The organism is Paenibacillus radicis (ex Xue et al. 2023) (assembly GCF_024722015.1).
Lineage (GTDB): Bacteria > Bacillota > Bacilli > Paenibacillales > NBRC-103111 > Paenibacillus_S.
This window is the reverse complement of sequence record NZ_JANQBD010000007.1, coordinates 35,197-58,870: the sequence shown is the minus strand read 5'-3', so window position 1 is coordinate 58,870 and position 23,674 is coordinate 35,197. Positions and strand designations below refer to the sequence as shown.

23 protein-coding genes are annotated in these 23,674 nt (G+C 44.0%); 16 read left to right on the top strand and 7 right to left on the bottom strand.

Translation table 11 applies throughout. From position 1 onward, the window contains the following. Positions 1-5: 5 nt before the first annotated feature. Complete coding sequence (rarD, locus tag NV381_RS10995) at positions 6-896, bottom strand: EamA family transporter RarD (RefSeq protein ID WP_258213333.1); 891 nt, start codon at positions 894-896, stop codon at positions 6-8. A gap of 296 nt (positions 897-1,192) precedes the next feature. Here rarD and NV381_RS10990 point away from each other — a divergent pair, with 296 nt between their 5' ends. The 7 genes from NV381_RS10990 (at position 1,193) to NV381_RS10960 (ending at position 10,094) form a co-directional block, all read left to right on the top strand. After that, positions 1,193-2,530, top strand: coding sequence for an ABC transporter substrate-binding protein (locus NV381_RS10990; RefSeq protein ID WP_258213332.1), 1,338 nt, complete (start codon positions 1,193-1,195; stop codon positions 2,528-2,530). A gap of 85 nt (positions 2,531-2,615) precedes the next feature. Further along, a complete protein-coding gene (locus NV381_RS10985) occupies positions 2,616-3,494 on the top strand; it encodes a carbohydrate ABC transporter permease (RefSeq protein WP_258213331.1) in 879 nt (292 codons plus the stop codon). 4 nt (positions 3,495-3,498) lie between these two features. Continuing rightward, complete coding sequence (locus tag NV381_RS10980) at positions 3,499-4,314, top strand: carbohydrate ABC transporter permease (RefSeq protein WP_258213330.1); 816 nt, start codon at positions 3,499-3,501, stop codon at positions 4,312-4,314. Between the two features lie 53 nt (positions 4,315-4,367). Further along, entirely contained in the window at positions 4,368-6,113 is a 1,746-nt protein-coding gene (locus NV381_RS10975) for a sensor histidine kinase (protein ID WP_258213329.1), read from the top strand. Beyond that, positions 6,088-7,794 carry a response regulator gene (locus tag NV381_RS10970; protein ID WP_258213328.1) on the top strand — a complete coding sequence of 569 codons (1,707 nt, stop codon included), beginning with the start codon at positions 6,088-6,090 and terminating at the stop codon, positions 7,792-7,794. Before NV381_RS10975 ends, NV381_RS10970 begins: the two co-directional genes overlap by 26 nt. A gap of 195 nt (positions 7,795-7,989) precedes the next feature. Further along, complete coding sequence (locus tag NV381_RS10965; RefSeq protein WP_258213327.1) at positions 7,990-8,769, top strand: metal-dependent hydrolase; 780 nt, start codon at positions 7,990-7,992, stop codon at positions 8,767-8,769. A gap of 158 nt (positions 8,770-8,927) precedes the next feature. After that, positions 8,928-10,094: an iron-containing alcohol dehydrogenase gene (locus tag NV381_RS10960; protein WP_258213326.1), complete on the top strand. Its 1,167-nt coding sequence runs from the start codon at positions 8,928-8,930 to the stop codon at positions 10,092-10,094. A 239-nt stretch (positions 10,095-10,333) separates the two neighbouring features. On the opposite strand, the gene NV381_RS10955 is transcribed toward NV381_RS10960, so the two are convergent. Together NV381_RS10955 and NV381_RS10950 are read right to left on the bottom strand one after the other, a co-directional pair. Further along, complete coding sequence (locus NV381_RS10955) at positions 10,334-10,819, bottom strand: hypothetical protein (RefSeq protein ID WP_258213325.1); 486 nt, start codon at positions 10,817-10,819, stop codon at positions 10,334-10,336. Between the two features lie 87 nt (positions 10,820-10,906). Continuing rightward, complete coding sequence (locus NV381_RS10950) at positions 10,907-11,830, bottom strand: DMT family transporter (protein WP_258213324.1); 924 nt, start codon at positions 11,828-11,830, stop codon at positions 10,907-10,909. Positions 11,831-12,082: 252 nt separating this feature from the next. Between NV381_RS10950 and NV381_RS10945 the strand changes: the two genes are divergently transcribed. Then, a complete protein-coding gene (locus NV381_RS10945) occupies positions 12,083-12,646 on the top strand; it encodes an FAD-dependent oxidoreductase (RefSeq protein WP_258213323.1) in 564 nt (187 codons plus the stop codon). Positions 12,647-12,907: 261 nt separating this feature from the next. On the opposite strand, the gene NV381_RS10940 is transcribed toward NV381_RS10945, so the two are convergent. The 3 genes from NV381_RS10940 to NV381_RS10930 all read right to left on the bottom strand — a co-directional run bounded on the left by NV381_RS10940 (position 12,908) and on the right by NV381_RS10930 (position 15,200). Next, positions 12,908-13,375, bottom strand: a complete 468-nt coding sequence (locus NV381_RS10940) for a type II toxin-antitoxin system VapC family toxin (protein ID WP_258213322.1) — start codon at positions 13,373-13,375, stop codon at positions 12,908-12,910. Further along, positions 13,368-13,697, bottom strand: a complete 330-nt coding sequence (locus tag NV381_RS10935) for a hypothetical protein (protein WP_258213321.1) — start codon at positions 13,695-13,697, stop codon at positions 13,368-13,370. The genes NV381_RS10940 and NV381_RS10935 overlap by 8 nt, the downstream gene beginning before the upstream one ends. A 138-nt stretch (positions 13,698-13,835) precedes the next feature. After that, positions 13,836-15,200, bottom strand: coding sequence for a PLP-dependent aminotransferase family protein (locus NV381_RS10930; protein WP_258213320.1), 1,365 nt, complete (start codon positions 15,198-15,200; stop codon positions 13,836-13,838). Positions 15,201-15,345: 145 nt separating this feature from the next. Between NV381_RS10930 and NV381_RS10925 the strand changes: the two genes are divergently transcribed. Then, positions 15,346-16,293 carry a DMT family transporter gene (locus tag NV381_RS10925; RefSeq protein WP_258213319.1) on the top strand — a complete coding sequence of 316 codons (948 nt, stop codon included), beginning with the start codon at positions 15,346-15,348 and terminating at the stop codon, positions 16,291-16,293. A gap of 18 nt (positions 16,294-16,311) precedes the next feature. On the opposite strand, the gene xerS is transcribed toward NV381_RS10925, so the two are convergent. Further along, complete coding sequence (xerS, locus tag NV381_RS10920) at positions 16,312-17,391, bottom strand: tyrosine recombinase XerS (protein WP_258213318.1); 1,080 nt, start codon at positions 17,389-17,391, stop codon at positions 16,312-16,314. Positions 17,392-17,636: 245 nt separating this feature from the next. Here xerS and NV381_RS10915 point away from each other — a divergent pair, with 245 nt between their 5' ends. The 7 genes from NV381_RS10915 to NV381_RS10885 all read left to right on the top strand — a co-directional run bounded on the left by NV381_RS10915 (position 17,637) and on the right by NV381_RS10885 (position 23,451). Continuing rightward, positions 17,637-18,602 carry an AAA family ATPase gene (locus NV381_RS10915; protein WP_258213317.1) on the top strand — a complete coding sequence of 322 codons (966 nt, stop codon included), beginning with the start codon at positions 17,637-17,639 and terminating at the stop codon, positions 18,600-18,602. Between the two features lie 10 nt (positions 18,603-18,612). Further along, positions 18,613-19,740: a DUF58 domain-containing protein gene (locus tag NV381_RS10910; RefSeq protein WP_258213316.1), complete on the top strand. Its 1,128-nt coding sequence runs from the start codon at positions 18,613-18,615 to the stop codon at positions 19,738-19,740. Beyond that, positions 19,737-21,056, top strand: coding sequence for a hypothetical protein (locus NV381_RS10905; protein ID WP_258213315.1), 1,320 nt, complete (start codon positions 19,737-19,739; stop codon positions 21,054-21,056). Before NV381_RS10910 ends, NV381_RS10905 begins: the two co-directional genes overlap by 4 nt. 190 nt (positions 21,057-21,246) lie before the next feature. Next, positions 21,247-22,128 carry a methyl-accepting chemotaxis protein gene (locus tag NV381_RS10900; protein ID WP_258213314.1) on the top strand — a complete coding sequence of 294 codons (882 nt, stop codon included), beginning with the start codon at positions 21,247-21,249 and terminating at the stop codon, positions 22,126-22,128. 66 nt (positions 22,129-22,194) lie between these two features. Further along, positions 22,195-22,458 carry a hypothetical protein gene (locus tag NV381_RS10895; protein ID WP_419182259.1) on the top strand — a complete coding sequence of 88 codons (264 nt, stop codon included), beginning with the start codon at positions 22,195-22,197 and terminating at the stop codon, positions 22,456-22,458. A gap of 372 nt (positions 22,459-22,830) precedes the next feature. Continuing rightward, the gene (locus NV381_RS10890) at positions 22,831-23,088 is read left to right on the top strand and encodes an HPr family phosphocarrier protein (protein ID WP_258213312.1); all 258 of its coding nucleotides are present in this window, start codon (positions 22,831-22,833) and stop codon (positions 23,086-23,088) included. A gap of 120 nt (positions 23,089-23,208) precedes the next feature. After that, positions 23,209-23,451: a hypothetical protein gene (locus NV381_RS10885; RefSeq protein WP_258213311.1), complete on the top strand. Its 243-nt coding sequence runs from the start codon at positions 23,209-23,211 to the stop codon at positions 23,449-23,451. Positions 23,452-23,674 lie beyond the last annotated feature (223 nt).

The following is a 23,674-nucleotide window of genomic DNA, read 5'->3' as shown; positions in this document are numbered from 1 at the left end:
CACTTCTATGCGGCATTAGTTACCATTTTATTTACTTTGGATTTTCTGAAGGTGACAAAGGAATAGACAATCAAGGCGAGCCAGATACACGAAAAGCTTATCAATTGGGCTTCGGCAAACGGTTCGTGAAAAATAAAAATAGCTAACAGCAGGCTTGTTGTCGGAGCAATATACTGGATGAATCCAACCATCGATAAAGGCAGCAGCTTGGCAGCCTGAGCAAACCAGAATAAAGGCAAGGCAGTCGCCGCTCCCGATAGTAGAAGAAGTGCAAGCGAATAGCCGGATAAATTAGAGAGTGTGCCTGTACCGGAACCTTGAATGTAAAATAAATAGCCTAATGCAGCGGGAAAAACAATGATGGTTTCCCAAGTCAGGCTCAGCAGCACATCCAAGCCTGCTATTTTTTTGGCAAGGCCATACAGAGCAAAAGAAATGGCTAAAGAAATTGCAACCCACGGGACAGTGCCGTATTGAATGGCCATAATCAGAACACCTAGGCCTGCAAGTAAGATGGCAATCCATTGGCCTGCCGAAAGTCGTTCTTTCAAAAAGATGACAGCGAAAACAACGCTAATAAGCGGATTCATATAATAGCCTAAGCTCGTCTCGATCACATGACCATTATTCACTGCCCAAATGAAAAGAAACCAGTTGCAGCTTATGAAGATGGAGCAAAGCAATACGGCCGCTTTGCTTTTAAGATTGGGAACAACCGATTTAAGCTGCTTCCAGCGTTTGGCTGCAGTCACCAAAATGGCTACAAAAACTAAGGACCATACAATTCGGTGGGCAAGAATCTCCCAAGCCGGCATCGATTCGAAGAGACGCCAATACAAGGGCAATAGTCCCCAAGAAAAATAAGCTAATATTCCATAAATAACTCCTTTTTTCATTTACACCTGACTCCTTCTTTAAAGTAAGTCTTAGTGTATCAAACTTACCGAAAGAAAGTAACCCTACCTTAGTAATTGATTACGAGAAGGCGGAAAATTACGAAAGGCAGAAGCCGCTTGAAGAATTTGTAAAGGAAATGATTACGCAAAATGTATCGGCAGATTTCTTGTTAAATCCGTTGTGTTCGCGTTATACATGTTTAATTTGCGTTATTTCAGGGGATTTTAAAATGGTTTAAGCTATACATAGAGATCGAGCAGACGATCGCAAGCATATACTAGGAGGGTTCTTACTAATGAAAATAAACAAAAAACGTTGGTTAACTGCTGGAGTGGCAACCATTCTTGCCACAAGCATGCTCGCTGGCTGCGGTAGCAGCACAACACCTGCAAAGCCAGATGCAGGCAATGCAGCAGGAGGAGCAGCAGCCAAGCCTTTTGATGGCAAGAAATTGACTGTGGTTACAGCCAATCATCCATGGGGAGAAGCCATTAAGCCGTTAATCCCTGAGTTCGAAGCCAAAACAGGCATGAAGGTAGAACTGCAAAGCTTCTTCGAGGATCAATTAACGCAAAAGCTGACCGTTCAATTCACTTCAAGCTCAGCAACGCCGGATGTATTCATGTACCGACCTTTGCAAGAAGGCAAGCTGTTCTACAAAAACGGTTGGGTAGCAGCATTGGATGAATACCCGCAAAAGGATGCGAGCTATGATTTCAACGATTTCTCCAAATCAGCTATCGGCTCGACAACTGTAGATGGCAAGCTAGCTGGAATCCCTATCATTACGGAACAGGAGATCTTGTATTACCGTAAGGATTTATTGCAAAAAGCAGGAATTGCGGTACCTAAAACATTGGACGAGTTAACAGCGGCTGTCAAAAAGCTTCATGATCCAAAAAATGAAATGTACGGATTTGTAGCACGTGGACAGCGCTCGCCGCTTGTAACACAAGTATCCTCATTCCTGTTCTCTGAAGGCGCTGACTTTACAACGGGAGATAAAGCAACTGTAAATACACCAGAAGCTATCAAAGCTTTCACAACATACAGCTCCTTGCTTAAAGACTATGCTCCTCCAGGAGTATTGAATATGTCTTGGCCGCAAGCTTTCGGTATTTTTGCTCAAGGCAAAGTAGCTTTTCTAACGGATGCAAATTCACTATATAAAAATGTGACCGACAAGGAGAAGTCAACGGTTGCCGATAATGTAGGCTTTGCTTTATTCCCATCCGGGAAAGCAGGCTCGAAGCCGTACAATATCACTTCATGGGGACTGGCTATGAACTCCAAAACTGCCAACAAAGATGCGTCTTGGGAATTCATCAAATGGGCGACAAGCAAAGACGTTGTTCTGAAAACTCAAAAGCTTGGCAACCCTGGCGCACGTGCTTCTGTGTGGGATAATGCTGAAGGCACGTCAGGCTTCCCGGCAGAAATGGTTCAGGTTATTAAAGAATCCGCCAAAGGCGGCGTAGACCATGACCGCCCGGTATTGATCGGAGTTGGTGAAGCGCGTGATGCGGTAGGTGCTATCGTCTTGCAAGGTATGACCGGAGGCGATATTAAAGCAGCCGCAGACAAAGCGAATTCAGAGCTTCAAACGATCATGGATAAAGAAAAGGGCAAGTAAGCGGTGGAGAGAAGGATCGGTGCTCAAGCCGATCCTTTCTTTTTTCCAGAGACCCATTCGCAATAGAGAAAGGTAGGCCAAGGAAATGAATCATAGCTGGTTTGACCGCAACATCAAATGGATTTATACGATGCCGGCGCTGTTATTTGTTTTGATCATGATGGTATTCCCCATCGTTTACACATTTAGAATCAGCTTTTATGAATGGAGCATGTCTGCAACAACACCACCCAAATGGGTAGGATTGAGCAACTACACAACTTTATTAAGTGAAGGACGCTTCTGGGACTCGGTGTTCAACACGTTTTATTTTACCATCGTTGCACTTGTACTGGAGACAGTACTCGCAATTGCAATAGCGATGCTGCTGTACCGGGAATTTCGCGGTAAAAACATTGTAAAAACAATATTTCTGCTTCCTATGGTGGCCACCCCTGTAGCGATGGGTCTTGTGTGGATGTTAATCTATGAACCGACTATTGGTGTTGCCAATTCGCTGTTGAAAGCTATGGGTCTTGAACCATTGTTATGGCTGGCTTCGCCTAATCAAGTAATTCCATCTCTAATTATCGTGGATGTCTGGGAATGGACGCCAATGATTGCTTTAATCGTTATGGCTGGCTTATCTACTTTACCGAGCGATCCGTATGAAGCGGCCGATGTGGATGGAGCATCAACCTGGCAAAAGTTCACCAACATCACACTGCCGTTGTTAAGACCAACGATCGTTGTTGCCGTAATGCTTCGTCTGATTGATGTACTAAAAACGTTTGATATCATCTACGCAACAACTCAAGGCGGACCGAATTTAGCCTCGGAGACATTGAATTTGTACGGGTATGTGCTAGGCTTCCAGTATTTCAAGCTGGGTATGGCGTCCTCTTTGCTCGTAATCTTCTTTGCTATTGTTATGGGTCTTACACTCGCTTTGATTTATGTTCGCAAACGCATGGAGGTGCAGTAACCTTATGAAAAAGAATGGTGCTCTAAGGTGGGTGTATCCTGTTTTGACGCTGCTCGTCATTATGGTGTTTGCATTTCCGTTTATATGGATGCTTCTTGCGTCCTTTAAGACACAGGCTCAGATCATGTCAAAAGGGCAGTTTCTGTTCTTTACACCAACTATGAAAAACTACGTAAACGTCTTCGGTCAATATGAGTTTATGCGTTTTATTGTGAACAGCTTCATTGTAGCGGTAGGTTCTACAGCCGGATCTCTTCTGTTAGGCTTGCCTGCTGCTTATGCGATTGCCAGGTACAGGCTTCAGGGGCTCGGTTTGGTTATTCTCGTGGCGAGAATTGTACCGGGTATTACGTTCCTGATCCCATGGTTCATCTTGTTTTCCAATCTAAAGCTGGTGGACACCTATCTGGCGCTAATATTAAGCCATATGCTGGTCGGGCTGCCTTTTATAATCTGGATCATGATTTCCTTCTTTGAAGGATTGCCTACAGAAATTGAAGAAGCTGGCTTGATTGACGGCTGCACGCGCTCGCAGGTTTTTCTCCGTATTATTTTGCCGATTTCCGGACCTGGAATCATTACGTCGTCACTTTTGTCGTTTATTTTCTCTTGGAACAACTTTATGTTCTCGATCATTCTGGCGGGAGACAAGACCAAAACATTGCCAATCGCTGTATTTAACTTTATGTCGTACTCAGAAATCAATTGGGGCGCCTTGATGGCCGCGGCTTGCATAATAACACTGCCCGTACTTATAATAGCATTGCTGGCACAGCGTTATATCGTAAGTGGATTGGCAGCTGGAGCGGTGAAAGGATAACCATGCAAGGGCAAACTATACGTATACAGCAAGAATGGGGTGGAGTGGTTAAGATGGCAGCTAAAAAAAACACGTTTCGTAAAATGGTGCTGATCATCTTTCTACTTCTGGTCCCTATTGCCTGCGTGTATATGTATTCGCATCAAGTTAGTATTAATGTGCTGCGCAGTGAGATTCAAGGAAATCTGCTGAACCGTCAGCAATTTTTTATATCACAAGTGGATGCGGCCGTCGATCAATTGGCAATGTTCCCAGTTATTGTCGGCCACGATCCTTTTATACGCGAGTATGTAGGGAAGAAGTACAGCACTGCATTAGATAGACTTCTTTTACAATCAAGAGTTATAGAGAAGCTTGGCTATCAAAGCGCATCCAGTGAATGGACGAATGAATTAAACATATACTTGGCGGAAGAGAAGCAGGTTTTGTCGTCCAACATTTTTGTCACTTACAATGATGCCTATATGAAACAGCCGATTAAAGCTAATTGGACTTATGATCAAGGCAGCGGCAAACCATTATACGACTCATTCGTCCGTCAAATCGCAGAGCCTGCTTCAGCATTAGGATTAGAGAAGACCCACGTCATCTATGAGGTCCGGTTTTCCGCAGAAAATCTCCGGCTAATGCTGGATCATTTTAAAGCGGGGGGCAAAGGGGACCCTTTTTTATATATTCCGGGAATGCCAGGTGTTTATAATCATAGCGTTACTTCACCGCTTGCTGCCATTGTTACACAACAGCTGGATAAGCAGAAGATAGAAGCGGATTCTGGCAACCGTATTCTAGAGCTGGATTCCAAAAAATATTTAATTAACTTCGTTAAATCCAATACTTTAGGCTGGTATTTGGTTGATTATGTTCCGTTAGAGCAAACACTGCTGCCTATCAATAAAAGCAGGAACTTCTTCTATGTAGCCATTAGTTTGCTGCTTGTTGCCGGTATGGTTGCAGCATATTTGCTGTATCGCCATGTTCAAAGGCCAATCGCCAAGCTGCTTCAGGGAGTCATGCTGCTCAAAAGAGGGGTTTATTCAGCGCGAATTGATTATAAGCCGAATAATGAGTTTGATTTCTTAATCCGCCGCTTTAACGAGATGGCCGAAGAAATTCAAGAATTAATTGAGAAAGTGTACGCAGAACAGCTGCGGTCACGGGAGGCAACGCTGAAGCAGCTTCAGGCGCAGATTAATCCTCATTTTTTATATAATTGTCTATACTTTATAAGCAATATGGCGATGCTGGAGGATAAGCAATCCGTCGTAGCTATGGCTAACAATCTGGGAGATTATTATCGGTACACGACCCGGGTGGAGAAGCAGCTCGTAAGCGTTCGAGAGGAGCTGCAGCTTATCACCAATTATTTGACGATTCAAAATTTAAGAATGGAACGGGTTTGTTATGAGATAGATGTTCCAGAAGCCATACTCGCTATGACAATACCAAGACTGCTGCTGCAGCCGTTGGTTGAAAATGCCGTTATTCATGGGCTTGAGCGAAAAGCGGGCAAAGGATTGATTCGGATTAGTGGAGAGTCCGACGGTTATGAACATCGGATTATTATAGAAGATAATGGAGTTGGAGTGACGACTGCACAGCTGGCCGAGCTGCGGCAAACATTGGACGAGCCGATGAGTGAGCAGATGGGCTGTGGGGTGTGGAATGTGCACCAGCGGCTGCAGCATTATTTCGGACCTGCTTCCGGACTGGAATTAATGACAGCCGACGACAATGGGGGCTTTAAATCTATCTTAAAATGGAAGGAGCCCATGAATGTATCAGCTGTTGATCGTAGATGATGAAATGCATGTGGTGGAACGGTTATCAACCACAATGGATTGGTTCGCCATGGGTATTGACACTGTGCACAGAGCATACTCTGCTGATGAGGCATTGGCTATTTTGAGTACAACAACCATAGATATACTGATTACCGATATCCAAATGCCTGGAATGACAGGCTTGGAACTGATTGCAATAGTTCGGGAGAAATGGAAGAAGACCAAATGTATTCTGCTATCCGGTTACGCGGATTTCAGCTATGCACAAGAGGCAATTCAGCATGGAACCGTTGATTATTTGTTGAAGCCTGTGTCTGAAGAGCAGGTTCAGGAAACGGTGCAGCGAGTGCTGGATCAAATCCAGTCCGAATGGCAGGTGGTTCTCTCACATCAGCGTATTCAGCATACACTTAAGGAGCATCTGCCGCTGTTGAAGGGAAACCTGTTGAATGAGCTGCTCCAAGGCCGCCGATATGGTGTGGAGCGTTGGCGGCAAAAGATGGAGGAGTTGAATGTCCCCATCTTCGATAATGGAGTTATTGCGCTCGTATTGGTGCGGATGGAAGAGTATTTCCTGCACTATGATGCGCATAGTTTATCGCTATTTGAATATGCGGTCGGCAACATAGCAGAGGAGCTGTTCGCTCCGCAATATGAGCTATGGCATTGCAAGGATGCCCACGATTATCTGGTATTTATGCTGAAGTGGAAAAGTGTATCTGTGGAGGAGGTTCGGACCCCGATATCCACAAACTTATCTTCCGGAGAATTTGAGGAACGGCAGCAGCATTTAGAGCGTACAGCAAGCGAGCTGCAAAAGGCCGTTAACACTTTTTTGAAAGGAAAGGTGTCTGTGCTTGTAAGCGGATGGGGATCCTTCCCGAGCGACGTCTCAGCGATCTATAATCAAGCCTTGTCATTATTCCGTAAACGGATTGGCAGCGAGCATGATATCTTTATGACTACACATGAGAAGCCTGCTGCCGAATCGTACCGGACCTTGCAGCGGCTTTACGAGCTGCCTTCCTTAACTCAGCTGTTAGAAGCAGGGAGATGGAAAGAGGTCGAAGATAAGCTCAGAGCAGTGTATGAGGAAATCAGCGAAGAATGGGCGCAGTCCCAAGAGCATGTCCTGGAAGTTTTTTATGCAATATCCTCAGCCTACTCGTACATTACTCATAAAAATGGCCGCCAGCTTTCTGAATTAATCGGAGTGGATTATTTAAAGCTAACGGAAGGTGTTCCATTCCGCTCGATTGGTTTGTTAAGAGATTGGAGCTTTCGGGTGCTAGGACAATTAAAGGCTGATATGGACAAAGAAGTACAGGATTCCCGTACGTCTGTAGTGCATCGGGTACAGCAGTTTGTAGAGCTTAATCTGAGCGGGGATGTTTCCTTACAGGCAATTGCCGATCATGTCTATCTCCATCCGGTCTACTTGTCCAAAATATACAAGCTTGAAACCAAACAAAACATCACCGACTATGTATTCCATCTACGGATGGAGAAAGCAGCTTATTTGCTCAAAAACAGCCACGATAAAATATATGAAATTGCAGAAAAGCTGGGTTATCAGCGGGCGCATTCGTTTAATCATGTTTTTAAAAAGCATTATGGCATGACACCTCAAGAATACCGCGACCAGAATGCTGGGACTGGGACGGCTGCAACTGTTAATGGATTGCCTCCTACAGTGTAATTAACAGAGGCAACAATACTTTCTGACATTAAATAAACAGCTCCTGAAATGATTTTTCAACGGGGCTGTTTTTGTCTGTATAATCTGTTTATCACAGAATGCTTGTTCGCATTTTGGGTGATCTCATGTTATGATTAAGTGAACTACTACTTGCTTATAACATCATACGTTCATGAAAGGAAGAATAGCGAGCTTATGACGGGAAGAACCCATTTGATTGTTGGTTCGGGTGTAACGTTGTCTGTATTGAGCTTGATAGGACAGCCTATCACTTTGCCTGCAGCTGTTGTTGCTGTTGTCAGTTCACTGCTGCCGGATATTGACGAACCCAATAGTCTGCTTTTGCAGAAGACCATGCCCAAAGCGGTGCTGAATAAGATTAAGCTTGCTCTAGTCGCAGCTGGCGTTGGATTTATGATTTACTGCTATTTTCAATCGTTTTATGTCCCTTATAGCTATGGTGTCGGCGTACTTATGATCGGCGCATTCCTTATTCATCAAAGGCTGTTTAGGCAGCTGCTAATGATTATTTTAGGGGGATTACTGCTCTATCTTGGTGCTGAAGCGGGACCCTGGTGGGGTACCATAGGGGCGCTGCTTATGGTGTGCGCTGTACTTCCGCACCGCGGATTAACCCATTCTGTTTATGGAGTAGCTATCTGGGGAGCTGTGCTATACTTCGCTTCCATCAGGCTGGGGGAATCGATGTGGATTTCTGGTGTAATGGCTTATACGCTGCATCTGTTGTGCGATATGCTGACTAAGCATGGTATTCACCCGCTGCCTCCGTTCAAGTGGAAATTTCGCCTGCCGCTAATGAGCACAGGGAAATTCAGTGGCTTTCTCGTGGAAAGCATATGCATTACGTTGACTTTTGTTTTGGTATGGCATGCCTTTATAGCGCCGATGGGCGATACGATGTTTGGATTTTTTACACATATTAAAGACAGGGTAAGTGCTTTGTGGAATACATAATTCTGAAAGCAAGTAACGTCAAGGTAAGTTTGTGAATGTTTTTTCAGTCATTTTCTATTAGAGGGTTGAAAGCTATAATGAATCTGTATATGTAGTATCTATATAGCACAGCTTAATTGAGTGCAGAACTTAATGAATGGATGGAGGACCACCTTATTATGAATTCGTTTCAATTTCAAAATCCGACTAAATTATTGTTTGGCCCTGATAAGCTGAACCAATTGGGACAAGAAATTTCTGCTTACGGCAAAAAGGTTCTATTGGTCTATGGCGGAGGAAGTATTAAATCAACAGGTCTATATGACCGCATCTTGCAGCAGCTGCAGGAAATTCAAGCAGAGGTGCATGAGCTCGCAGGCGTTGAACCTAACCCGCGTCTTACGACGGTAAAGAAAGGGATTGATCTATGCCGTCAGCATGGCGTCGAATTTATATTGGCAGTCGGTGGAGGAAGCGTGCTTGATGCTGCCAAAGCAGTAGCGGCTGGAGTACCTTATGACGGAGATGTGTGGGACTTCTGCATAAGAAAAGCACAGATTCAAACTGCTTTGCCGCTTGGTACGGTTTTGACGTTATCGGCTACAGGCTCTGAAATGAATGGTAACTCGGTAATAACGAATTGGGAAGAGAACCTGAAGAAATCGTTCGGAAGCATTCACGCGTATCCGAAATTCAGCATTCTTGATCCTACATTAACGTATTCAGTACCTGCAAACCAGACAGTCAATGGTATCGTTGACATGATGTCGCACGTATTCGAACAATATTTTAGTCCGACTACAGATACTCCTTTGCAGGAGAGATTGTGCGAATCTATTCTTCAAACCGTCATTGAAAATGGCGAGCTAGCCTTACAAAATCCGAACGACTATGCTTCGCGTGCAAATATTATGCTCTGTGGTACCTATGCATTGAACGGCGGCATGATCAGTATTGGTATGCAAAATGATTGGGCGACCCATATGATTGAGCATGAGGTCAGCGCTATTTATGACATCGCACACGCTGAGGGGTTGTCGGTCCTATTCCCGAATTGGATGAAATATGTGTATCAAGAACGAATCGACCGTTTCGTACAGTATGCCGTACGGGTGTGGCAGATAGATCCTAATGGTAAGACGGACAATGAAATAGCATTAGCTGGTATTCAAGCAACTCGTGATTACTTTACTAGAATTGGAGCACCGAGTCGTTTAGGTGATTTGAACATTGATGGCAAGGAGCTGGACCGGATGGCGAAGGAAACAGTCAGATTCGGACCTGTAGGCTCTTTCAAGCCACTTAACGAAAGTGATGTTCGCCAAATTCTAGAGATGAGTCTGTAGAAGTTTATGTGAGCCATCCAAATAAAGAGCCCAGCTATATCAATAGCAGGGCTCTTTATTTGGATGGAAATCATTTAAACTATGCAGGAAATATATAATCATTTCCCGGGCAAGCGCATAACTCGCTAAAATCAGAATTCCTTCGACATATATGTGAGGATGCTTGACAGTTGTAAATCTTATTGTGTCGAGGAAGTCGAACTGTGCGTCCGTTAATAGTACCAAGGACACATAGATGGCTATGATCCAACCTCTATGAACATGTTTTGGATTTTTTGCAGTCGAATATACTCGTTTTTCTCAAGTCCAGGACGGAAGTAGCTGAACAAATAAGCGGCATGGTCAAAGGTCAAGCTCGGATGGCATACAACCTCTTGTATCGTATGCGGATTGTCCAGAATGACCTGCCATTCCCCGTTTCTCTCTTCGACTGGAACTGCTTCCATTAATTGAGTCTTTATCGAAACCATCTCGGACAGCTCTTTCCAAATATGCAGCCATGAAGGGCTAAACAGACCAGGATCAGGAAATAGCCGCTCAGCGGTTTGAAGCCATTCCAATACATTCTGAACCTGTGTTTCGTTCATTTCCTTTATCTGCAGCTTAAAGCCCTCCAGAAGCTGATGAAATGCAGAGTAACCTCCATTTTGAATAGAGACTTGAAGCTCAGCAAGCTCCTGTTCGGATTTGGCTTGAACTAACCGCTCCAGTGCATGTTCATTCATTGTTAGCATTCATCCTCCTGAAAAAAATGAAAATGATTAGATTTTCTTTAATTTAGCATAAATGTTGAATTTAAAAAAGCCAATATGTTATTGTTTTTGATCAACCGTATTATTCCTCTGAGCCGTTTTCTGTATCCGATTGGTTAAGTATACTCCAGCTAACACAAGCACAGCGCCGACCCAATGGTATAGGTGTAAACGTTCCCCTGTAAAAACGGTAGCAAAAAGAGCACTGAAAACTACAATTAAATTCAGAAATCCTGCACATCGGGAGGGTCCGATCAATGCTATTGCCTTATTCCAGGCTGTAAAAGCTACGAGAGATGCAAATATCCCTATATACAGCAGGCCCAATATGAGATTGGCTGAACCGTGAATGACAGGCTGACGTACCGCATACTCGATAATAGATGACGGAATCAAAACGATTATTGTAACGACTATTTGCCAAAAAAATAACGCTTGTGCAGGAAATTGTCCAGCTGCTTTTTTCATCCAGACCGAATACAAAGCCCAGCAGATGATCGCAGCTATCATCCACATATCGCCTTTATTGAATGATAAATGAACAATTGCATCCCAGCTGCCGCGGCTAATAATCCATAGAACACCAACCAGCGACAGAGCAATTGCAGGCAGCACTGCAGCTGTAAAAGGCTCACGCAGCACAATGGCTGAAATTAAAACGATAAGAACTGGTGTAGCAGAATTCATTAGAGCTGCATTAATGGATCCCGTATATTGAATCGCTATGTAGGTTAATGTATTGAAGCCGGCAACGCCAGTCAGTGAAAGGAATAAGAGTGGCTTCCACTTGGCAAACATAAGCGAGCGCTGCTTCCACATGTCACGTCCGATAAACGGCAGCATAGCCAGAAGTGCAATACACCATCGAATGGTAGCCAGTAAAATAGGAGGGATTTCTGTAACCAGTACTTTGCCTACAACAAAGTTTCCTCCCCAGAGGCAGGTGGCCAGCACTAAAAGAATGTAGGGGGAACGCCAAAGCATACAACATCGTGCTCCTTTGTATTTAAAGTCAAGTGACATCAGTTTACATGGGATGCGTATAGGTTACAAGGCCATAATGAATTAAATTGATTAAGTATTAATACGATTAACTAAATTCAGCTGCAAATGAAGCAAATCCAGTTTGATATAGAACGTCATCTGTTTTGACATCTTTAACCATTTTGTGTAGCATTAGTAGTGCAGACAAGCTTATAGACATCATGATTCCAATACTGAGAGGAGATATCCCAAATGTACGATATTGTTGTGATTGGAGCAGGTCCGGCAGGAGCAAGCGCTGCATTGTTTGCGGCCAAAGCTGGAAAGAAAACATTAGTTATAGACAGCGATCAAAGCATTACGAAACGGGCGTGGGTAGAGAATCATTATGGAGTATTGGAAATTAGCGGTCCTGATCTCGTAGAGATTGGCAAGAAGCAGGCTGTCAAGTTTGGGGCAGAGCTGGTTCAGGGTAAGGCTGTGCAAATTACTAAAGGCTCCGAGGGTTTCACCGTTTCAACAGATGCAGGCAGCTATGAGGGAACGCATGTGATTCTCGCTACAGGTGTAATGACGGATCTTGCTGAACAGCTTGGAATTAAGACGAAGCCCGCAACTGAGCCACGGATTAAAACTGTATTCGATGTAACGGCTGATGGCAAGACGTCGGTAGAAGGCATATGGGCTGCTGGAACGGCAGCTGGGGTAAGCGTGCATACGATTATTACATCAGGCGATGGAGCGAAAGTTGCGATAAATATCATCAGTGAGCTGAACGGCGAACGTTATGTTGATCACGATATGATGAAGCAATAATAATTCAACAGTTGATAGTATATAAAAGGGTCAACAGCTTCCGCTGTGATCTAGTAGGGTTGATCCATTCAAAAAAAAGAGGGTGTCTCAAAAGATCAGTTTAAAACGATCTTTGAGACATCCTCATTTTTTATAATATCAGGCTTCTTCAGCTCCGCTGAAGAAGCCTGATATTGCAAGAAAAGCTACAACTAATACACGAATGTATCTTCCTCGAAAGGGCTTCGATCAGAAGCTTTTCTTACGCTGGAAAGTCACTTGCTACCACAGACTCGGAAGTACCTTGATTCGTGAATCCAGCTTAGGCAGGAAGGCATAGCTTGGATTAAATGTAAATATACGTTTGATCTGATAGGTGATCATCACTACAGCCGTAACAGCTTCGCTCAGCGATAGCTGTAAATCCGGACAATCCATAATAAGACGTTTGGATTCATTCTCGAACTCGGGTCTACCAGAAATAACAGTCAGCTTTGATTGAGCGGCGGCTGTCTCCATGGTATCAAGAAAAAATTGCGCATGTTCAAATCCATAGCTGTTTCTAAGCCACTGATGGGTATCAAACATTACATAATTCGTTGTAACCAAGTTACGGTCCAGATCATCCAGATCTATAAATATGGACCTGGCTTTGGAATAGTAGGAAGCCTGCGGATCCATAAAGGAAGTAAGGGCTGATTGATCTACGAACACAGCTTGCTCCAAATTAATTTGTTCATGATTATTCATAATTATTCTCCCCGACTCCGAATGGTTTAAAATTTCGGTGGGCTAGCGCATCCAACAGGAATATTGGGTTTCGATCTATATGTTCCCTCGAAATAGGAGTGGAAAGCTCGTTAGTGCGCTGAAGCCAATATTGTTCCAGTATTTGTTGAACCACATCATCCACGGTAGTTTGTTTATCCTCGGCGAGTACTTTGCATTTCTCCAGCATCACCGGACTAAGTTCAATACGTTCATCGATTTCCTCAGTGCCGGAGATCAGATGATTTGCTTTGTGCTTCCAATGCTCCAGCTGTTTTTGCCAAACTCGTTTCGTAGTACTCAAACTTTATTGCACCTCCGTCGCTAATAATCATTTATTGAGTCGGAATAGCAGGACATCCTACATATTTCGAGTCGAAACGACAATTTTGAGGGGATAGCTGGAAATATAGGCAAGGGAGGGCGGTTACCGTCCTCCCTTTCATTGTGGTCGCTTTTTCAAATAAGCCTGCTTCATTTCTTCTACCATCTGTAGAATGCCTGGCTTAATATCGTTTTCCTTTGCGTTAGAAGCCGTGATCTTCAGAATAGGTAACTTAGTAAATGAGGTTAAATAATTTTTATGGACGGATTCAAGCAGAATTGACTTCTTATGAAGCCGGTTAATGAGCTGAGGAATCGAAACTCTGCTGTCTAGTAAGATATGAGCATGAATACACGGTTGTTTAGGTGAAGGGTAAGTTAATAATTCCCCATTAAGCTCGGATTGCTGCTGCAAAGCATCATTCAATAATCGAGATCTACGGGAATAAGAAGAGCGGATCTTAAGTTTGTGGCGCTCAAACATGCCGCTTTTTAAATAAATGTCTAAAGCTGCTTGCGAAAGCATAGAGCTGTCGATATCGAGAAGACGCTTGTAGCGGTTGAACAATTCCATCAGAGCATCAGGGATCACCGCTATTCCTATCCGCAGCCCAGGGAAGATGATTTTGGAATAGCTTTTGAGATAAATAACATGTGACGAATTATCGTAGGCATATAGAGGATCAGCTTTACTATCTTGCTCGAAATCAGCCAAATAGTCATCCTCGACAATATACACATCATAAGCTTGAGCCAGCTCCACAATTTTCTTTTTTTCCTGCTGAGTGAGCGAACTGCCTAACGGGTTATGGAACCGTGGCATCGTGTAAAAGAATTTAATAGATTCCGTACGAAATAGATGCTCCAGCTCGTCTAAATCAATTCCTGCAGCCGTTCGTTGGATTCCTAAGACAGGAAGCTGCCGCGTTTCCAGATGCTCGATGAACAAGTGATAGCCGGGCTGTTCAATCAAAATCTTTGATTTTCCATTTGGAAAAGGAATGGCCGTCAGCAGAGACAGCGCCTGTTGAATGCCGGAAGTGACGATAATATTGCGTTGATCTGCAAAAACTTGATGATTGGCCAATTGTCCTTTTACCGTCTGGATGAGAGAGGGAAGCCCTTTGGGTGTCCCGTAGACGAACAGATCGTTTTTGTACGTATCTATCGCCTTGTTAATGCAGTGCTGGAAATCCAAATAAGGGAACACGTCGGGGTCAGGAGCGTAAGTGGCAAAATCGATGATACCAGTTTCATTATCTTCCTGAAGATTTGTTCTTTTGACCACGTAATATCCACTTTTGGGAACCGAATAAATCAGATGCTGTTTTTCCAACTCACTTAAAGCACGGATTATAGTGCTTTTATTGCAGCTATATTGTTCAGCCAACGCTCGTATGGAAGGAAGCCGCTCTCCCTCTTTGTAAGGGCGGCTATGGATCAAGCTCTCAAGGCCGTTTAATATTTGCAAATACTTATGCACGAATTCACCTCAATCATTTATTTGTACCGGTACAGATCATCTTTTTTAACATTGTATCATACGGATGTGGGGGTTACTATGAGGATACAACTTCCGGTTAGTTATTAACTTTGCATGCATGCATAAAGTTTGGGGGGGAATACAGATGGAGCTCAAAAACAATAAGCAAACTCAGTACGCGTATCTTGCTGCTGGTTTATATTCTCTGTGCATTGGCTTTTCATTTATTTTTGTTAAATTAGCGTTGCTTACTGCTCATCCTATCGACATTCTGGCGCATCGTTTCACTGTTTCATTCGCGGCTGCTTCGATTCCGGTATTAATGGGGTGGGTACGGATAAATATAAAGCCTAAGGCCATATTGCCTATTCTTCCGTTGGCTTTATTATATCCGGTGTTGTTTTTCACATTTCAAACGTTCGGCTTATTCTATATTTCATCTTCAGAAGCAGGGATCATACAAGCTACTGTACCCATCTTTACGATGATAGCAGCCGCTTACTTTCTTAAGGAGCACTCGAGCCGCAGTCAAAAGCTGTTTGTTCTGCTCGCCGTTGCAGGAGTTATTTATATGGTGCTTATGAAAGGAGTCCGGTTTGAATCTGCCAATATGCCGGGAACGATACTTATGCTTTTAACATCACTATCGTTAGCCGGATATACAGTGCTGACCAGAAAAAAAGCAAAGCTCGGAAATGTACTGGAAATCACTTATCTGATGACAGCCTTCGGCTTCGTAATCTTTAATAGCTTATCTGTTATCCGGCATCTATCGGCAGGCACCTTGAACCTGTACTTTGAGCCTTTTACAAGCCCTTCATTTGTTGTATCCATCCTGTACTTGGGTATATGCTCATCACTCGCTTCATCCTTGCTGTCGAATTATGCTTTATTGCAGATTGAAGCTACCAAAATAAGTGTGTTCAACCATATCGCGACATTAATCACGATTGCAGGCGGGTATTTGTTTTTGCAAGAGAGTCTGGAATATTATCATCTAATTGGAGCCATAATGATCATTGCTGGAGTGGCCGGTACGAACAGCCGTTTCTCAAGAGCCAAGCCCACGCCAAAAAACATTCCAGCCGCATAAGCCGAAATGTTGGTTAACTTATTCCTTAGGGTTGTCGATAGCTTCTGCCATCGTCTTGTCTGTCAAATGAGCATAGATTTGTGTAGTTTCCGGTGAAGCATGGCCCAGCTGCTCCTGGGTTTTGTATAGATCGTTACGCATATAATAGTCAGTGGCGAACGAATGGCGCAGCTTGTGAACGGAAAGGTAAGGCTTGCCGAACCGTTTGGCATACTTGATGACCATTTCCTGAATGGCTCGCTTGGTCATACGTTCTCCCTCTTTTTTGCCGTTTGCAATGGCGAGGAAGAGGGCTTTTTCCTTACGAGGAGCTTTATACTGGGACTGCCGCAGCTCCATATATTTTTTCAAAGCTTCAATGGCTTCCTGGCGGAAATAAACCGGCGTTTTGAAAGAATCGTCATTTTTACCTTTTCGATACACATGTGTCAGCCGCTTTTTCATATCGATGTCATCGACATTCAAATTGAAAACCTCCGACACGCGTAACCCGGAGTTGAGAATAAGACTTACGATACAGCAGTCTCTGACCTTATTTCTTTCAAAGGAAAATAAAGCCTGCTTGTTGTTGACAACCTCTTGTCCGTAACCGGTTTGAATATATTCGAGAAATTCGAGAATTTCTTCCTCCTGCAGCAGTTTTCCCTCCAGCTTGGCGGCCGTATCCTTTGGCTTGTGCATGCGCTTAATCTGTACCTTAGCCATTACGTTTCTCTTCAATAAGGGGTAGAATTGCTCATCCTCCGCTATTTGACTCAAGTAATGAAACAAGGAGCGAAGAGAGGACAGCTTACGGGAAATCGTCGTTCGGCTGTTTGTATTTTCGGTCCGCGTCATCAGAAACATCCGGAAATTATCCACGCTTTCCATGTGCAGCTTCTCTAATGCTTCAATTGGGATTTGTCTTATCGAATCCGCTTCTGCCAAGCCTTCGGCAAGCATCCAGGAGAAAAAGATTTCGTAATCGCGTACATATTCCAATAATGAAGAAGGAGAGAGATCCGGCAGCTTGAAATTAATAAATTTTTCCACATACCAGGGCATAGACGGGATTTTCTTATCAAGCTCCTGCCGGTCTTTCACTTTTATTATATTCATGGGTATGCACCTCAAGATAAATTTGGTTGACGCAAGCATTGTAAATTCAAGTATAGTACAGATGTTCGCTTATGGAAAGAGAACGTTGGCGGTACGCGTAGCTTTTTGACCTTGTGCTGTGGTAAAGTGAAATGAAAACGATTGCAATAAAAATGATTTGATCAAATTTCAAAACTGTATGAAAATGGTAATGAGTTCTTATTAAATAATCAATCATTCACGTAAATCGGGTAGAAAGAGGGACCATGATGGAGCTCTTGCAAATTAAAGAACTGGCAATGAAGATTAAAAGCAATGTCAATCAGGTAGTAGTAGGAAAAGATGATGTGATCGATAAGCTGCTAATTGCAATTATTGCTTCCGGACACGTATTACTGGAGGATGTACCAGGTACTGGGAAGACTTTGCTGGCCAAGGCTATGGCGAAGTCAATCAATGGGAGCTTCAAGCGGATACAGTTTACACCGGATTTACTCCCATCCGATTTAAGCGGAATTAATTTTTATAATCAGAAGCTGTCCGAATTCGAATTCCGGCCGGGGCCGCTGTTCACGAATTTTCTGCTTGCCGATGAAATCAACAGGGCAACTCCGCGGACGCAGTCCAGCCTGCTGGAATGTATGGAAGAGAGGCAGGTCAGCATTGATGGAGAAACGCGGCTGTTGAATCGTCCGTTCATAGTGATTGCAACGCAGAATCCGGTGGAGAATCAAGGCACATTTCCATTACCTGAAGCCCAACTGGATCGGTTTTTATTTAAAGTGAATATGGGGTATCCCAGCACCGAAGAAGGTATCAATATCTTGAAAAGGTTTAAGGAACACAACCCTCTGGATGTGATTACCAGTGTAGCTGAAGCAGAGGAGGTGGCTGCGGCTCAGCAGCATTATGCTAAGGTCGCTGTCAGCGACGACTTGCTTTCTTATTTGCTCGCTATTGTTGAGAAGACACGAACACACGCGGATGTAGCGACAGGGGTCAGTCCCCGTGGCAGCCAAGCCTTGCTGAAGGCGGCTCAAGTGCACGCTGTACTGCGTGGAAGAGACTTTGTAACTCCTGATGACGTAAAAGCAATGGCTCCTTCCGTGCTGGCCCATCGTATTATCGTTAAGGGCTCCTACCGTTCCCGCAATGAGGCGGCGGAAGCTGTAGTTGCCGCGGTACTGCGGGAGGTTGCCGTACCCGCTGAAGACAACCTGCTTTACAGATAGGATGTGACGTATGGCGATCCATTGGTTTCTTATTGTTGCATTCATCATTATTGTCATACAAGCAGCGCTGTTTCGTTATTTTGGCCAGCGTGGACTTAGCTACAAGCGTTATTTTAGCAAAACGGCATGTTATCAAGGCGAGGAAGTGGAGCTGGTGGAACGGATTGCGAATCGCAACTTCATTCCGGTGCCGTGGCTTAGACTTGAATCTTTAATACATGCAAGCCTTAAGTTTCAAAGCCAAACAGGCCTCGATATCAATGATGGAGCGATGTTTCAAAACCATAAAAGCCTGTTCAGCTTAATGCCATTTACCCAAATTACTAGAAAGCACCGGATTGCTTGTACAAGAAGAGGCTGTTATAGACTAAATACAGCAGCTTTAACATTCGGTGATTTGCTGGGGCTGTATCGAAATACGCTGCGGCTAACGCTGGATGTCGAGCTGTTGGTATATCCGAAGATAGCGGAGCTTAATCAGATATCGATTCCGTCTCACAGCTGGCAGGGGGATATGACCGTTCGCCGTTGGATTGTAGAAGATCCTTTCATGATTTCAGGAGTCCGGGAGTACCGTTATGGTGATCCATTGAACGGGATCAACTGGAAGGCGACGGCACGAAGCGGCAGGCTGCAGGTTCACCAGCATGATTATACGGCGGATCATCGCCTTATGATTCTTCTCAATGTGGAAGATCATGAGAAGATGTGGAATCAGGTGAACGATGAGGCATTATTCGAGCAAGGTGTTTCCTATGCTGCCGCATTCGCCCAATATGCCATTGGGCAAGGAATGGAAGCAGGTTTTGGTTCGAATGCCTATTTGATCGATATGCCTAAGCAAACGGTTCATATTGAACCGAGAAGCGGCCCTGAGCAGATGACCTTCATTCTGGAAACTATGGCCAGGCTGGTTGTAGCCCGCAGCATTCCTTTTGATGATTTGCTGGAACAATTTGCTGCACATAATCGTGGAGCCTCGCGAATGGATCTGGTCATTATTTCTGCTTATGTGAGTGCGAAGATGCAAACGGCAATTGAACAGCTTGAGTACAATGGGAATGGTATTCAAGTGGTGCTTCTTCAAAAGGAAGAGAATCATTCGGCCTCAGTGGAACAGGCAGGTGCTGGAGCATGAAGCAATCCTTTTGGAAGGGTATGGGCTCGTGTGTCATAAAGGGTGGCGTGGAGCTGCTGATGGGGCTTCCGCTGCTCATTATGATGGCGGTCTATATTGTGCCAGGTGGTATCAGTATGTGGCTGTGGTTTCTTTTATTGCCGCTATGCTATGCGGCCGGTTACACAGGTGGAAGCTTGCTGTCATTGCGGAAAAGATACCAGCTCTTTTTATTCATTGGCATTATTGGCGCCTTGGCATCGTTTGTGGTTTTTGATACATCTTATGGATTTTACTTGGGACTGCCGATTGCTGCATGGCTCGCAGCACGTGGAGTAAAGCTCGTTACAGTACCCTGGTATGTGCTTTTTCCAGTAACCTTTTATGGGATTGCTCTGGTGGTGTACTTTTTATGTTCTTTGATTTGGTCGTATGTCCCGATTCTTCAACCCTATTCATACTTGTTGTTATGGGGAGGGCTCGCATCGCTTGCAATTACATTGCTTATGACGAATCAGTCGAATATGAAGCAGGAAACTTTATCCGGGGATAAAGAGCCGGTGCTTGCGACTGCCGTTGTTTGGCAGAACCGTATCCTTATTTTTATCGTAATGGCTTTGATTCTTATTGTTGTAATGTTCCGTAAGCTGCAGCAGGCGGTTATATGGCTAAAGGAGCTATTGCTAGCATGGCTGCGGGAGCTGCTTGCCCGAAATCCGGAGCCGCCACCTGTCGATAAGGCCGAGCAACCTCCAATGAATCTCAGCGGGCTAGGGGAAGGTGGTCAAGCTGCGCCTTGGCTATTATGGCTGGAGAAGGCATTCATGATTTTGATTGAAACGGCATTAGTTCTGCTGCTGCTGTATATCCTTTATTTGATTGTCAGAAAGCTTCCAGGGCTATTGAAAGCCTTGTACTTAAAGCTGATGGGCATACTGGCGCGAAAGGAAACTCACAAAGGCGCTGGAGGTTATGAGGACGATGTCGAAAGCTTAATGGATTGGAAGTCGCTTCGTGATCAATTGGCTGCTCGGTTGAAGGGCTGGCTGCCGCATAAGTCTGAGCCGCTTGAGAAATGGGAGGAATTAAAAGATAACAAGGAGAAAGTTCGGTATTTATATCGGGCCTGGATACTAAAAGCAGTTGGTGAAGGCTATCAACTCAAGCGTCACCAAACACCTTTGGAGAATACGAAGGACATACAGAAATGGGATCCTATAAAAGGGCAATCACCCGAATCATTGATTTCATTGTATGAACAAGTTCGCTATGGCGGGAAAGCTGCCGAAGATAGGGAAGTTAACGATTTGAAGAAATCAGTTGAGAAGAAGCAATAAAACAGAAGAAGCACGGAAGTGATGCTTAAAAACGATAACGGTATCCTATGATCATTCATAGGCATACCGTTTATTAATTTCTTATTGATAGTTTAATATTTTAACTAAAGGATTTTGAGCGGATAAATAGAATTTTCTATAGTAGAGTGGTGATAGAGAATACACTAATGAAACCGTAGAGGGATAAAACATGGATATCAATGAGCAGTTGCTGAGCGAGGCCGGTCAAATAGTAACAAAGCAGCCTGGAGAAGTTATTTTTCGTTCGGGTGAGCCAGGTGTGGACATGTATGTTGTACTTAACGGGGAAGTCGATGTTTTTTTGGAACAGGACGGAAGGACGATTCCGGTTGCGAAGCTGGGTAAAGGTGATTTCTTTGGCGAGATGTCGCTGCTCGAAGAGATGCCCCGGAGCGGGACGGTTGTAGCTTCCCGTGCATGTACACTTGTGTTGCTCCAACAAGATTCTTTTCGCAAGCTGATGCAGGAGGACAGCATGCTGGCCTGGCGGGTGATGAAGGGGCTCTCGACGCGAATCCGCGGGTTAAACAGAGAACTGGCGCAAAGGATTGGACATGATTTGCAGGAGGTCTCGAAGCTGCTGCATGAGAATGCGCAAGGTTTGTCAGCAAGCATTACCCATATTGCGGCTTCAGCTCAAGAAATTGATACCAATGAGAAGCATTTGGCAGGACAAATTCAAGAGGTACAGACTATTTCCAAAAACATCAGCGAAATGTTACAATTTATTCGCAACGTAGCGAGTCAGACCCATATTCTAGGCCTGAATGCAGCGATAGAAGCAGCACGAAGCGGCGAACACGGCAGGGGCTTTGGAATCATCGCAGAAGAAATCCGTAAGCTGTCTGCGGTGTCTAAACAAAATGCTGAGAAAATTGCTGAGTTAACGGAGCTGATTAGCATCAAGATGGACGCGGTTACAGCGGCTTCACAGGACAGCGCGAGCAAAAGCAACGAGCAGGCTGACGCCACTCAGAAAATGGTAGCCTCAGTAGGTAAAGTTACAGGTTTAGCTGAGCGCTTAACAGGCATTGCGAACTCTTTGGCCTAATAGGTAAAATGATTTGTAAAAGTTGCATGTTTTGTATGATTAGTAAATGAAAGAAGGATGATTTTGTTGATTACCATTTTGGAATCCAGCATGACGCACAGCAAGGAAGATGGCTACGTAGGTAAAGTAGAATTCCGCGTAGATAACCATAAACAGCCTTATGAGATTACCCTGTACAGAAAGAAAGGTAAAGAGTGGAGCTACAGCTTGAATTTCCTGAAAGACTCCGGTGGGGAAGAAGAGATCGAAGCTGTAGAAGAGCTTCTTGAAGAGAATGATGAAATTTACGAGCTGTTGGTTGAGGCTGCAAAAAGCAAGCTGCAGGAATAGCATAACCCCCGAAGATTCTCTGATGCCGGTTGGCTCAGGGAATCTTTTTTTAACATACAAGAAAGTTCACTCAGATTTTTGGACTTTTCAGGTGATAACGGAACAATTACTTCCGCAATGCCCTTCACTTCCGTGTGGAGCAGTACTGGCGCCGTATGACGCAGCTTATCGGAATTATCGAGTTGACTTGAACTGGAGAAACAGCGATGAGCAGAGGAATGGGGTGGAGCGGATAATTTCATTTAAAGAAAATAATAATAAATGGCAGCGGTTTCTTCTACTTCTCATCTGACGAAATCTGTTGTAACATGTGGATAAGCGCTAGCGAATAGTTTAGTTATTCAACAGGAAGTTACGAACGGAGGCATACAGATGAGAGTACATGAGATTCAAATTTGCAATGACTTGCAGCCCCAATACTTGCAGGAGGTCGCTCATCAAGCAGCGAGGTTCAGCTCGGATATCAAAATTAAGTTTGATCATGACAACTTGCAACTGGATGTGAAAAGCATTCTGGGCATGATGATGATTCCATTGCGTTCTGGTACCAAAATCACTATTCAAACGAAGGGCAGAGATGAGAAAGAAGCAATTGACATTATGTCCGACCTGCTCGAAAACAAATCTTAGAAAAAGGTTCATCAATCAACTACAATAAACTTCAATCGGGGTCGATTAGAAGAAACATGCGGAAGCCTGAGCATTCAGGCTTTTTTTGCACCATAAACTTATCAGGAAGGTGAGACAAGGATGAAAATTTCATTTAAGAACACTGATACGGGCAAGTATGTAAAAGATTTCAAGTTTGTTGTAAAGCATGTATATAAGGTCGTTTACACTGACGATTTACAAGAGGCCTATATTTACAATAAGGAAGACTTTGAAACCCCTAAAGGGGATGAAGCGGAAAGCAAAATGCAGGTTCAATTGAAATGGTGCAAAGAAAAACTTAATCAAAATATTGTGCCGCTCGACGTCACGATCAGTCTATAAGAAAAGCTTCTATTCGAAGCCCTTTCGAGGAAGATACATTCGTGTCTAAGTTGTAGCTTTTCTTGCAATATCAGACTTGCTCAGCTCCGCTGAAAACTTATAAAGTCTGGTATTATAAAATAGTCGACGAAGAACAGCCTTCACCTCTTACCTGGCCTTATGTTAGTTACTCTTACTTAACTAGCGTACTTTTTTTTCATTTCTTGTTGACTTTTGGAAACTC

What these genes read in the sequence shown, in the direction of transcription:
- rarD (WP_258213333.1), bottom strand. Translation starts at nt 896, where the DNA reads ATGAAAAAAGGAGTTATTTATGGAATATTAGCTTATTTTTCTTGGGGA.
- NV381_RS10990 (WP_258213332.1), top strand. Translation starts at nt 1,193, where the DNA reads ATGAAAATAAACAAAAAACGTTGGTTAACTGCTGGAGTGGCAACCATT.
- NV381_RS10985 (WP_258213331.1), top strand. Translation starts at nt 2,616, where the DNA reads ATGAATCATAGCTGGTTTGACCGCAACATCAAATGGATTTATACGATG.
- NV381_RS10980 (WP_258213330.1), top strand. Translation starts at nt 3,499, where the DNA reads ATGAAAAAGAATGGTGCTCTAAGGTGGGTGTATCCTGTTTTGACGCTG.
- NV381_RS10975 (WP_258213329.1), top strand. Translation starts at nt 4,368, where the DNA reads ATGGCAGCTAAAAAAAACACGTTTCGTAAAATGGTGCTGATCATCTTT.
- NV381_RS10970 (WP_258213328.1), top strand. Translation starts at nt 6,088, where the DNA reads ATGTATCAGCTGTTGATCGTAGATGATGAAATGCATGTGGTGGAACGG.
- NV381_RS10965 (WP_258213327.1), top strand. Translation starts at nt 7,990, where the DNA reads ATGACGGGAAGAACCCATTTGATTGTTGGTTCGGGTGTAACGTTGTCT.
- NV381_RS10960 (WP_258213326.1), top strand. Translation starts at nt 8,928, where the DNA reads ATGAATTCGTTTCAATTTCAAAATCCGACTAAATTATTGTTTGGCCCT.
- NV381_RS10955 (WP_258213325.1), bottom strand. Translation starts at nt 10,819, where the DNA reads ATGAATGAACATGCACTGGAGCGGTTAGTTCAAGCCAAATCCGAACAG.
- NV381_RS10950 (WP_258213324.1), bottom strand. Translation starts at nt 11,830, where the DNA reads ATGCTTTGGCGTTCCCCCTACATTCTTTTAGTGCTGGCCACCTGCCTC.
- NV381_RS10945 (WP_258213323.1), top strand. Translation starts at nt 12,083, where the DNA reads ATGTACGATATTGTTGTGATTGGAGCAGGTCCGGCAGGAGCAAGCGCT.
- NV381_RS10940 (WP_258213322.1), bottom strand. Translation starts at nt 13,375, where the DNA reads ATGAATAATCATGAACAAATTAATTTGGAGCAAGCTGTGTTCGTAGAT.
- NV381_RS10925 (WP_258213319.1), top strand. Translation starts at nt 15,346, where the DNA reads ATGGAGCTCAAAAACAATAAGCAAACTCAGTACGCGTATCTTGCTGCT.
- xerS (WP_258213318.1), bottom strand. Translation starts at nt 17,391, where the DNA reads ATGAATATAATAAAAGTGAAAGACCGGCAGGAGCTTGATAAGAAAATC.
- NV381_RS10915 (WP_258213317.1), top strand. Translation starts at nt 17,637, where the DNA reads ATGATGGAGCTCTTGCAAATTAAAGAACTGGCAATGAAGATTAAAAGC.
- NV381_RS10910 (WP_258213316.1), top strand. Translation starts at nt 18,613, where the DNA reads ATGGCGATCCATTGGTTTCTTATTGTTGCATTCATCATTATTGTCATA.
- NV381_RS10905 (WP_258213315.1), top strand. Translation starts at nt 19,737, where the DNA reads ATGAAGCAATCCTTTTGGAAGGGTATGGGCTCGTGTGTCATAAAGGGT.
- NV381_RS10900 (WP_258213314.1), top strand. Translation starts at nt 21,247, where the DNA reads ATGGATATCAATGAGCAGTTGCTGAGCGAGGCCGGTCAAATAGTAACA.
- NV381_RS10890 (WP_258213312.1), top strand. Translation starts at nt 22,831, where the DNA reads ATGAGAGTACATGAGATTCAAATTTGCAATGACTTGCAGCCCCAATAC.
- NV381_RS10885 (WP_258213311.1), top strand. Translation starts at nt 23,209, where the DNA reads ATGAAAATTTCATTTAAGAACACTGATACGGGCAAGTATGTAAAAGAT.